Annotated in this window: 12 protein-coding genes and 6 tRNA genes; 10 read left to right on the top strand and 8 right to left on the bottom strand. The window is 71.4% G+C overall.

The window, feature by feature from the left end; all coding sequences use genetic code 11:
* Positions 1 to 288: 288 nt before the first annotated feature.
* The 3 genes from ACFWWR_RS47580 to ACFWWR_RS47570 all read left to right on the top strand — a co-directional run bounded on the left by ACFWWR_RS47580 (position 289) and on the right by ACFWWR_RS47570 (position 2,253).
* Entirely contained in the window at positions 289 to 486 is a 198-nt protein-coding gene (locus ACFWWR_RS47580; protein ID WP_383864747.1) for a hypothetical protein, read from the top strand.
* Positions 487 to 805: 319 nt separating this feature from the next.
* Complete coding sequence (locus ACFWWR_RS47575) at positions 806 to 1,858, top strand: phosphotransferase (RefSeq protein WP_384310601.1); 1,053 nt, start codon at positions 806 to 808, stop codon at positions 1,856 to 1,858.
* A gap of 80 nt (positions 1,859 to 1,938) precedes the next feature.
* Positions 1,939 to 2,253, top strand: a complete 315-nt coding sequence (locus tag ACFWWR_RS47570; RefSeq protein WP_384310599.1) for a zf-TFIIB domain-containing protein — start codon at positions 1,939 to 1,941, stop codon at positions 2,251 to 2,253.
* Positions 2,254 to 2,308: 55 nt separating this feature from the next.
* On the opposite strand, the gene ACFWWR_RS47565 is transcribed toward ACFWWR_RS47570, so the two are convergent.
* The 5 genes from ACFWWR_RS47565 to ACFWWR_RS47545 form a co-directional block, all read right to left on the bottom strand.
* Positions 2,309 to 2,380 (bottom strand) — tRNA-Val (locus tag ACFWWR_RS47565).
* A 35-nt stretch (positions 2,381 to 2,415) separates the two neighbouring features.
* Positions 2,416 to 2,487: transfer RNA gene (locus ACFWWR_RS47560), tRNA-Val, on the bottom strand.
* 24 nt (positions 2,488 to 2,511) lie between these two features.
* Positions 2,512 to 2,583: transfer RNA gene (locus ACFWWR_RS47555), tRNA-Val, on the bottom strand.
* A gap of 1 nt (position 2,584) precedes the next feature.
* A tRNA-Cys gene (locus tag ACFWWR_RS47550) sits at positions 2,585 to 2,658 on the bottom strand.
* Positions 2,659 to 2,695: 37 nt separating this feature from the next.
* Positions 2,696 to 2,768: transfer RNA gene (locus tag ACFWWR_RS47545), tRNA-Gly, on the bottom strand.
* Positions 2,769 to 2,946: 178 nt separating this feature from the next.
* On the opposite strand from ACFWWR_RS47545, the gene ACFWWR_RS47540 reads away from it, so the two are divergent.
* Genes ACFWWR_RS47540 through ACFWWR_RS47530 form a run of 3 tightly spaced genes read left to right on the top strand, consistent with a single transcriptional unit; the run spans position 2,947 to position 5,687 of the window.
* On the top strand, positions 2,947 to 3,990 hold the full coding sequence (locus tag ACFWWR_RS47540; protein WP_383864738.1) for a chorismate-binding protein: 1,044 nt from the start codon (positions 2,947 to 2,949) through the stop codon (positions 3,988 to 3,990).
* Positions 3,987 to 4,808: an aminotransferase class IV gene (locus tag ACFWWR_RS47535; protein ID WP_383864735.1), complete on the top strand. Its 822-nt coding sequence runs from the start codon at positions 3,987 to 3,989 to the stop codon at positions 4,806 to 4,808. Before ACFWWR_RS47540 ends, ACFWWR_RS47535 begins: the two co-directional genes overlap by 4 nt.
* A gap of 54 nt (positions 4,809 to 4,862) precedes the next feature.
* Positions 4,863 to 5,687, top strand: coding sequence for a GNAT family N-acetyltransferase (locus ACFWWR_RS47530; RefSeq protein WP_384310598.1), 825 nt, complete (start codon positions 4,863 to 4,865; stop codon positions 5,685 to 5,687).
* Between the two features lie 21 nt (positions 5,688 to 5,708).
* Here ACFWWR_RS47530 and ACFWWR_RS47525 read toward each other — a convergent pair whose 3' ends face one another.
* Positions 5,709 to 6,230: a DsbA family protein gene (locus ACFWWR_RS47525; RefSeq protein ID WP_383864729.1), complete on the bottom strand. Its 522-nt coding sequence runs from the start codon at positions 6,228 to 6,230 to the stop codon at positions 5,709 to 5,711.
* A gap of 243 nt (positions 6,231 to 6,473) precedes the next feature.
* Here ACFWWR_RS47525 and ACFWWR_RS47520 point away from each other — a divergent pair, with 243 nt between their 5' ends.
* On the top strand, positions 6,474 to 6,923 hold the full coding sequence (locus ACFWWR_RS47520; RefSeq protein ID WP_383864727.1) for a hypothetical protein: 450 nt from the start codon (positions 6,474 to 6,476) through the stop codon (positions 6,921 to 6,923).
* A 177-nt stretch (positions 6,924 to 7,100) separates the two neighbouring features.
* Entirely contained in the window at positions 7,101 to 7,253 is a 153-nt protein-coding gene (locus ACFWWR_RS47515; protein WP_164873000.1) for a hypothetical protein, read from the top strand.
* Between the two features lie 65 nt (positions 7,254 to 7,318).
* Here ACFWWR_RS47515 and ACFWWR_RS47510 read toward each other — a convergent pair whose 3' ends face one another.
* Positions 7,319 to 7,879, bottom strand: coding sequence for a CGNR zinc finger domain-containing protein (locus ACFWWR_RS47510; protein ID WP_383864724.1), 561 nt, complete (start codon positions 7,877 to 7,879; stop codon positions 7,319 to 7,321).
* A gap of 218 nt (positions 7,880 to 8,097) precedes the next feature.
* The gene (locus ACFWWR_RS47505; protein ID WP_004002642.1) at positions 8,098 to 8,511 is read right to left on the bottom strand and encodes an SsgA family sporulation/cell division regulator; all 414 of its coding nucleotides are present in this window, start codon (positions 8,509 to 8,511) and stop codon (positions 8,098 to 8,100) included.
* 191 nt (positions 8,512 to 8,702) lie between these two features.
* Between ACFWWR_RS47505 and ACFWWR_RS47500 the strand changes: the two genes are divergently transcribed.
* Together ACFWWR_RS47500 and ACFWWR_RS47495 are read left to right on the top strand one after the other, a co-directional pair.
* Positions 8,703 to 9,155: a TIGR02611 family protein gene (locus ACFWWR_RS47500; protein ID WP_383864720.1), complete on the top strand. Its 453-nt coding sequence runs from the start codon at positions 8,703 to 8,705 to the stop codon at positions 9,153 to 9,155.
* A 78-nt stretch (positions 9,156 to 9,233) separates the two neighbouring features.
* A tRNA-Val gene (locus ACFWWR_RS47495) sits at positions 9,234 to 9,305 on the top strand.
* Positions 9,306 to 9,349: the final 44 nt, after the last annotated feature.

The following is a 9,349-nucleotide window of genomic DNA, read 5'->3' as shown; positions in this document are numbered from 1 at the left end:
CGGCAAGACCGCCCCTGACATGCCACCAGCCCACTACACTCCCGACGATGCCTCTGACCAGGCCAGATAGCGAAACGCTGCTGGAGTACTAGGTCCCCGTCTCCACCCACGGGAGTACACCGCAGGTCACGGCTCATCCTCCGGGAGGCCCGGCAATCGGTACGAGGGCATGACGTGCAACGACCGCCGGACGCCTAGATTTGAGGTCAAGCGGCGGGTGCAGCACTCGTCCCCCGAGGTCAGACACCCGCCGCTGCCAACGCAACAGAGACGGTCAGGAGAGGGACCATGGCCTACACGGCACCGCGGACACTGGTCCGCACCCAGGAGCGCTTCGCGCTCCGCCGGCGCCGAACAGGTCGTCGCCACCCCTTGGTGGCGACGCTCATGGCCCTTCCCCTGGCGGCACTGCTCCTCATCGTCTTCGACGGCTGGGAGACAGTGGCCACACAAGCGTCGTCCGTGGGAGTGATGCTGGGGCGCTGAGCGGCGACCCCAGGCCCGGAAGAGCGGTCCGGGCGGGGACATCCACCCATGAAACCCCGTGGGGACGGGGGTGCGGCGGACGGCAAAAAATGCCGGCGCAGCTGGGGAGCTGCGCCGGCATTGCCTTGCCCTGAACCTGAACGGGCTGATGCGCGTGCCGGGCTGAGCGACCGCGGGGGTCTGGGGGCGGCAGCCCCCAGGACAACGGTCCCTTTTCAACCGACCGAGACGGGCGGCAGGGTGGGCACAGGCCCGGGGTCTGGGGGCGGAGCTCCCAGCCGACGCCCGCACCGACGCAGGGTGACGAGCCGCGTACGACATGCGTACCCTCGCGAACGACCCGCGTGCCCGCGCCAGGAGCCCCGTGAACCACCCGATGCTTACCGACCTCACCACTCAAGCCAAGGCCAAGGCCCACTCGGCCTCATCCGCCTGCCCCTGCGGAGCAACCGGCGGGGCAACCGCCACCCTCGCCGACCGCCCCGACGCCACAGTCGTCCGGCACGCCGGCACCGTCGCCAAGGCGCACGCCCCGGACACCACCCGCACCGACCTGGCCCCCCGCCTCACCGCCGCCGCCCACCTCCCCGGCATCCTCCTGCCCCCACTCGGGGTGACCCCGGTCGACCTGCACGGCAGGCTCGTGACGTTCTGGCCCTACGGCACCCCCGTGGACCCGGAAGACCCGGACGCGGCCCCCTGGGAGGACGCCGCCACCCTCCTGGCCCGCCTCCACCGGACCCCCACCGCGGCCCCGTCCACACCCGCACCCCCGCCGCTCACCGGCTCGCGCAACACCCCGGCCCCTCTCGCGCTGCCTCCCATGCGCGGCCCCGCCAAAGCCGCCCTCGCGATCGCCCGTCTCCGCACCGCGGCGGCCCACCACCCCGCCACCACCCCCGTTCTGCGGGCCTGGTCCACCCTCCCGGCCTGGGCCCGTGCCGAGACCCCGATGCCGGACACCACCACCCTCTGCCACGGCGACCTCCACCTCGGCCAACTGGTCCGGCACCCCGCCCCCGACGGCCCATGGCTGCTCATCGACGTCGACGACCTCGGTGTCGGCGTCCCTGCCTGGGACCTGGCCCGCCCGGCCGCCTGGTACGCCTGCGGACTGCTCCCGCCCGACGAGTGGACCCGCTTCCTTACCGCCTACCGGGCGGCGGGCGGCCCGGCCGTCCCGGCGGCCGCCGATCCCTGGCCCGCGCTGGACGTCCCGGCCCGCGCGCTCACCGTGCAGACCGCCGCCCGGTCGATCGCCAAGGCCGTCGCGGCGGACCGCCCCCTGGACGAGGTGGAGCAGGCGCTCGTCGACGCCTGCGACCGCATGGGTTCCGCCCCGCCGCAGTTGGCGCGGGGTTTCGCGAAGTAGGGTGCAACCGACCGCAGCCGGACAGAGTCTGTCCTGGCGAAACACCAAGCAGGACCAACCGGCGAGGAGTTGAATCGACGATGCAGTGTCCGAAGTGCCATGCCCCAATGCACACGTACAACCGCAACGGCGTCCAGATCGAGCAGTGCAGCGGCTGCCGCGGCATCTTCCTGGACTACGGCGAGCTGGAGGCGCTGACCCGCCTGGAGTCCCAGTGGGGCCAGCCCGCAGTCCCGCCGCCCCCGGCCGCCCCGCAGTACCCGGCAGCTCCCGGCGGTCACTCCGCCCCCGCCTGGGGCGCCCCGCAGGGCGGCCACTACGGCCACCAGGGACACCAGGGACACCAGGGCCACCACCGCAACAAGGGCTTCGGCCGCATGCTGTTCTCCAGCTGACCGCGGACCGGCAGACGAAGAAGCCCCCGGCCGCAGGGCCGGGGGCTTCGGTGTGTGGACGATACTGGGATTGAACCAGTGACCTCTTCCGTGTCAGGGAAGCGCTCTCCCGCTGAGCTAATCGTCCTCGGGGGCCACAGCCCGGAGGCGGTGGAAACTGCGTGCGCGATACTGGGATTGAACCAGTGACCTCTTCCGTGTCAGGGAAGCGCTCTCCCGCTGAGCTAATCGCGCGGGTCCGGATCTTCGAAGATCCAGTGGACGATACTGGGATTGAACCAGTGACCTCTTCCGTGTCAGGGAAGCGCTCTCCCGCTGAGCTAATCGTCCTTGGAGGTGGAGACGGGATTTGAACCCGTGTAGACGGCTTTGCAGGCCGTTGCCTCGCCTCTCGGCCACTCCACCAGGAGTGTAGGGGACCGTGAAGACCCCTGTTCCTTCGAGCGGACGACGAGGTTCGAACTCGCGACCTCAACCTTGGCAAGGTTGCGCTCTACCAACTGAGCTACGTCCGCCTGTCGTTTCGGTCCGCTCCCGCGTCCCGGCGACGTCTGAACTCTAGCGGATTCCCGGGCCAGCACAAAAACGCGTTTGCGCAGCGTGCTGCGCTGCGCCTGCTCAGGGACGTGCCCCGGGGCTCCCGCGGGGACACGGCCAGGTCACGCGCCCGGTACCCACCCTAGACTCGACTGCGTGCTCGACCTCCCTCCCCTCGCCCGCTTCGGCGACCGTGCGGCCACCGGTCTCCTCGACGTCACCAGCGATCCCGCTGCGCTCGACTCCAGCGGTTTCTGGGCGGTCTGCGCGGACTTCGGGGGCCGCCTGACCTGCGCCCGCTTCGCGGACGTACGGGAGGAGCCGGTGCCCGCCCCGGCGCCGGGGGAGTGGCGTGGGCCGGCCGCCGGTGACTGGGCGTCCTCCCTCGACCGCACCGCGTACACGGCCGGGGTGCGGCGCATCCGGGAGTACATCGCCGCCGGCGTGGTCTACCAGGCGAACCTCTGCCGGGTGCTGTCCGCGCCCGTCGCGGCGGACGCCGACGTGGACGCCCTCACGGCCCTGCTGGCGCGCGGCAACCCGGCGCCGTACGCAGGAACGATCCGCCTGCCCGGCCACGGAGTGGAGATCGCCACCGCCTCCCCGGAGTTGTTCCTGCGCCGCCACGGCCGGGCCGTCGAGTCCGGTCCGATCAAGGGCACCGGACGAACCGAGGCGGACCTCCTGGAGAAGGACTACGCCGAGAACGTGATGATCGTGGACCTCGTCCGCAACGACATCGGGCGTGTCTGCGCGACCGGCAGTGTGACCGTTCCCGACCTGTGCGTGACGGAGAAGCACCCGGGGCTGGTCCACCTCGTGTCGACCGTTCGCGGCGAGCTGCGCGAGGACGCCGGGTGGCCCGAACTGCTCGCCGCCGCCTTCCCGCCCGGTTCGGTCACGGGCGCGCCCAAGTCGAGCGCGCTGCGGATCATCGAGGAGCTGGAGACAGCACCCAGGGGCCCGTACTGCGGCGGTATCGGCTGGGTCGACGCCGACCGGGGCGTCGGTGAGCTGGCCGTCGGTATCCGTACCTTCTGGATCGACCGTGCGGAGGGCGTCCTGCGCTTCGGTACCGGCGCCGGCATCACCTGGGGGTCCGACCCCGAGGCGGAGTGGCGGGAGACCGAACTGAAGGCGTCCCGGCTGCTCGCGGTAGCGTCGGGAGCGTACGAGGTGACTGGAGGGATCCCGAAGTGACGATCTGGCTCGACGGTGGGCTGCAGGACAGCGAGTCCGCCCGTGTCTCCGTCTTCGACCACGGGCTGACCGTGGGCGACGGCATATTCGAGACGCTGAAGGTGGTGGACGGCAGGCCGTTCGCCCTCACCCGGCACCTCGACCGGCTGACCCGCTCCGCGCGCGGCCTCGGCCTGCCCGACCCCGACCTCGACGAGGTCCGCCGCGCCTGCGCCGCCGTCGTCGAGGCCAACCCGATGCCGCTCGGCCGGCTGCGCATCACGTACACCGGCGGCCACGGCCCGCTCGGCTCCGACCGCGGCGAGCACGGCCCGACCCTGGTGGTCGCCCTCGGCGCGTCGGCCCGCCGCCCCGACTCCACGGCCGTGATCACGGTCCCCTGGACCCGCAACGAGCGCGGCGCGCTGACCGGCCTCAAGACGACCTCGTACGCCGAGAACGTCGTCGCCCTCGCCCGCGCCCGTGAACAGGGCGCCACCGAGGCGCTGTTCGGCAACACCGTCGGACGGCTCTGCGAGGGCACCGGGTCGAACGTCTTCGTCGTCCTCGACGGCGAGATCCACACCCCGCCCCTCGCCTCCGGCTGCCTCGCCGGTATCACCCGCGCCCTGGCCGTCGAGTGGACGGGCGCCAAGGAGACGGACCTGCCGCTGGACGTCCTGGAACGGGCCGACGAGGTCTTCCTGACCTCCACCCTGCGGGACGTGCAGGCCGTGCACCGGGTCGACGACCGCGAACCGACCCGCGCACCGGGCCCGGTGACCGCCAAAGCCATGCGGATCTTCGAGGAACGGTCGGGGAACGACCTCGATCCGTAAAAAGCGCGGCACATTCGGCTGCTCCGGGGCGCGACGCCGGGTAGAACACCCCTGATGACCACGACCCTGCGGCCGACCGAGCCGCTCCAGCGCACGGCCGACGGGACGCGCTCACGCCGCTACCAGGTATGCGTGAACAGCCGTCCCGTCGGCGAGATACATCTCGGCACCTCCCCCGTCTTCGGCGACACGGTGGCCCGGATCCTGCACCTGCACATCGAGGAGCCGGACCGCCGACGCGGCCGGGGCACGGTGGCCGCGCTCGCCGCGGAGGAGGTGGCGCGCGGCTGGGGCTGCAAGCGGATCGAGGCGGCGGTGCCGGCCGAGGCCGGGGCGGCGCTCAGGGCGGCGACCGCCCTCGGGTACGTCGCACGCAACCGGCTGATGGAGAAGGGCCTCGGTGACACCCCGCCCGAACTGCCCGCCGGGAGCCGGAGCCGTGCCATGACCGAGGCGGAGTTCGCCGCCTGGCAGGAACACGAGAAGAAGGCCTACGCGGAGAGCTGGATCTCCCGTGGCCTGCCCGAGGCCGAGGCGCGGGCCAAAGCCGCGAAGGACCACGTCACCCTGCTGCCCGACGGACCGGCCACCGAGGGCATGCGGTTCAGCGTGCTGGAGCACGACGGGGTCCGGGTCGGCACCCTGTGGCTGGGATCGCGCGACGAGCGGGCCTTCGTCTACGACGTGGAGACCGACTCCCGCCACCGGGGCCACGGCCACGGCCGTACGCTCATGCTGCTGGCGGAAGAGCAGGCCGTCGCGGCCGGGTGGCCCGGTATCCGGCTGAACGTGTTCGCGGGGAACACCCCGGCCGAGCGGCTCTACGAGTCACTCGGCTACCGGACGCGCACCCACCACATGTACAAGGAACTGCTCTGAGGCAAGGAGCCCTTCCGGGACTCAGGCACCCTCGGCCAGCAGCCGGTCCACGATCTCCTCGATGCGCTCGCGCAGCCCTTCCTGGCTCTTGGCGCCGTCGAGGCGCTCGCCGTCGATGACATAGGTGGGGGTGCCGGTCACGCCGATCGCCTTGCCCTCGGCCTGGTCGGCGTCCACGATCAGGATGTGCCGGCCGTCGATCAGCGCGGTGTCGAACTCCTCCGCGTCCAGGCCCAGTTCACGGGCGACCTCGACCAGGAAGGGTTCCCCCGCACGGTCCAGCTCCGCCACCCGGGCCAGCACCGCCTCGACGTACGGCCACCCCTGCCCCTGCTCCACGGCCTCCTCGGCGGCCTGTGCGGCGGCGAAGGCGTGCTTGTGCTTCTCCAGCGGGAAGTGCCGCAGCCGCAGTTCCAGCCGGTCGCCGTAGCGGGCGCGCAGAGCGCGGAGGTCGTCCAGGGCGCTGTGGCAGTCCGGGCACTGGAGTTCGCACCAGACGTCGAGAACGGGGGCGGCGGCACGCGCGGGGGAGGAGTCACTCATGCCCCCATTCTCCCAGCCCCGACCCGGACGCCCTTACCGGACCTCGGCCCCAGGCACGGCCGCCACCTGCGACGGCGACCCCGACCGGCCCTCGAGGTGTACGACCCGACCGGCACCTGCGGAGGAGTCGACCCGGAGATGTCCCTGATGTCCGGTCGGAGCATGGCCCGGCGGGGTGCCCGGGGTGCAGGATGGAAGGGACGAAGTGCCCCTGCCCGACCGCGCCCTGCCCTGGAGGACCGGATGATTGCCGAGACCGTCTGTTCCGCCGTCGCCGCAGCCGGTCTGGGCATCGCGGCGGTCACGGCCTACCGCAAGCGTTTCCTCTCCGCCGTCCGCATCGCGGCGTACTCGCTCGTCCCGCTCGGCCTGGTCATGACCGGCGTGGTGGAGTGGCTGGCGGACACCGCGCTCAGCCCGACGGCCTGGGCGGGCTTCGGGGTGCTCGGCGTCTCCTGGCTGCTGTTCGCGGGCACGCGCGTCGTGGAGCGCCGCCGAGGCGGTACCCGCAAGGAGCGCAGGGCGGCGGCCAAGGGCGCCGCCCAGAGCGAGGCGGTGGCGCCGGCGGCCTCGGCGCCCTCCCTGGGCCCGGGTGCCCGTCCGGCGCCCAAACCCGCGAGCCGGCCCCGCGGCGAGACCGCCACGGACGACTTCAGCGACATCGAGGCCATCCTCAAGAAGCACGGCATATGACGTGCCGGGCCGGCGGCATATGACGTCCGCATGAGGCAGGGAAACGACACAGCACGTCTCTGCGCGTCCGAAAATGATCACGACTCGAACCGGACATCACGGAATTCGGCGAACTCCCGCACATTACGGGCGTGTTGATCGCGCCGCCCGTCCGGACTGCGCCATCATCGCCGCGAGATGCTGGACACGACACAGAGCGACGCCGCGCCGCCTCAGGACGAGCCGCGCGGATGCCTCTTCGCCCTTTCCCAGCCACCGCTGATGATCTTCCTTGCGGTGATCGGGTGTCTGTTGCTCACGGCTGCGCTGCACGACCTGCTGTTGCTGTGAGCCCTACCCGCGGTCCCTGGCGTCACCCGCCGGGGACCGCGAGGACACCAGCCCTCGTGCGGCCGTCAGCCCGCCGCCTCCTTGCGCCGCGCCCGGTACGCGGCCACATGCAGTCGATTGCCGCAGGTACGGCTGTCGCAGTACCGCCGCGAGCGGTTGCGGGAGAGGTCCACGAAGGCCCGGCGGCAGTCGGGCGCCTCGCAGCGGCGCAGTCGCTCCTGCTCGCCGGCCACCACGAAGAAGGCCAGCGCCATCCCGCAGTCGGCCGCCAGGTGATCGGCGACGGAGGCGCCGGGCGCGAAGTAGTGCACGTGCCAGTCGTAGCCGTCGTGGTCCGTGAGCCGGGGAGTGGTGCCCGCGGCGGCGACCAGGTCGTTGATCAGCGCGGCGGCGGCCCGGGCCTCCGGTGCGGCGAAGACCGCGGCGAACCGTCCTCGGATCTTGCGCACCGCGGAGAGGTCGAGCTCCGAGAGCACTCCGACATCGCTGATTTCGTGGTTTCGTACGAAATCCTCGAGGGCCGCGACATCCGGCAGCGCGTCCTGAGCCGTGTCGTCCTCCGGGGCGGTGTTCACCAGATCCACCACGGTGTCGAGGGCGCACCGGGTGTCGTGGGTGATCAGCACGTTTCGCTCCCTGGCCTGGGGGTCGGGCGGGCGCCCGCCGATGCTGGCCGATGGTAATGGGTCGCGCCCACCGGGGAGCCGACGACCGCACGACGCACGCCGACGCCGCCCCCGTGGGGATCCACGGTGACGGCGCCGGCGCATGCCTCATGCGGTTGTCTGGGCCCGAGCCGTCTCCCCGAGTGGACGGCGCCGGGCGGCTCTGTGCAGCCTCGTGCCTAGCTTTCCGCCAGGATGTGCGAGAGCTCCTGATCGAGGTCGAAGTGGCGATGCTCCGTGCCGGGAGGCACAGCGGCATCCGTTCGCTTCAGGAAGGACTCCAGGGCCCGTGCAGGGGCCTCCAGCAGGGCTTCGCCCTCCGGCGAGCTCAAGGCGATGCAGACGACGCCCTGACCGTGGCTGCGCGACGGCCAGACGCGGACGTCGCCGGTGCCGGTGGGCCGGTGGAGGCCCTCCGCGAGAAGGTCGCGGGCGAACACCCACTCGACGGTCTCCTCGGCTCCGGTGTGGAAGGTGGCGTGCACGGCGTAGGGATCGGCCGTGTCGTACCGCAGGCCTGCGGGGACAGGCAGTGAGGACTCGCTCGACACAACGAGGCGCAGGTGCAGCTCGCAGCTGACCGTGGTGTTCATAAGCGCCAGGGCCTTTCGCTCAGTGTGCGCTCGGGGATTCGCACGTCGGCGAAATCGACATGCCACCTACGGTGCCGTTGTAAACCCCTCTGAGTGTTTTGCGTGCCTTTACGTAACTCTTCCGGCCGAGCGTGCGTTCGTGCGGTACGCCCATTTCGGTGACCGGTTTCCGTCCGGTAGGGTTTGGCCGTATGAACACGGGGAGTGACGAGCCGGCCGAGGTAGCCGTGGCGGCGGACGAGACGCAGACCGACGGGGCGAAGGGCGAGCAGGGGCTCGGCTCCAGGGCGCCCGAATTCATCAAGGCGCGCCGCATGCTGCACCTGAGCTGGCAGGTCTTGATCTTCATCATCGGACTCGCGGTGGTGGTCGTCGGCATCATCATGCTGCCGCTGCCCGGACCGGGCTGGGTCGTGATCTTCGGCGGCATGGCGATCTGGGCGACCGAGTTCGTGTGGGCCCAGCTGGTGCTCCGCTGGACCAAGCGCAAGGTCACCGAGGCGGCTCAGCGTGCCCTCGACCCCAAGGTCCGGCGCCGCAACATCATTCTGACGTCGATCGGCCTGGTGATCGTGATCGCGATCGTCAGCGTGTACCTGTGGAAGTTCGGCCTCGTGATGCCCTGGAAGATCAAGGACCAGTGAGTCGCGAAGGGGGTGCGCGGGCCGGCCGGCGCCGGTCACCCGTACCCCCTGACATGGGGTAATGTTCTCCCTGCGTCCGGGCGATTAGCTCAGTGGGAGAGCGCTTCGTTCACACCGAAGAGGTCACTGGTTCGAACCCAGTATCGCCCACCCGGACACGGCGGGGCCGCAGGGGGAGGGCCCAAGGGGCCGCC

This window comes from Streptomyces sp. NPDC058678, from assembly GCF_042714835.1.
In the GTDB taxonomy this organism is placed as follows: Bacteria; Actinomycetota; Actinomycetes; order Streptomycetales; family Streptomycetaceae; genus Streptomyces.
This window is presented reverse-complemented; position numbering and strand designations above follow the sequence as displayed.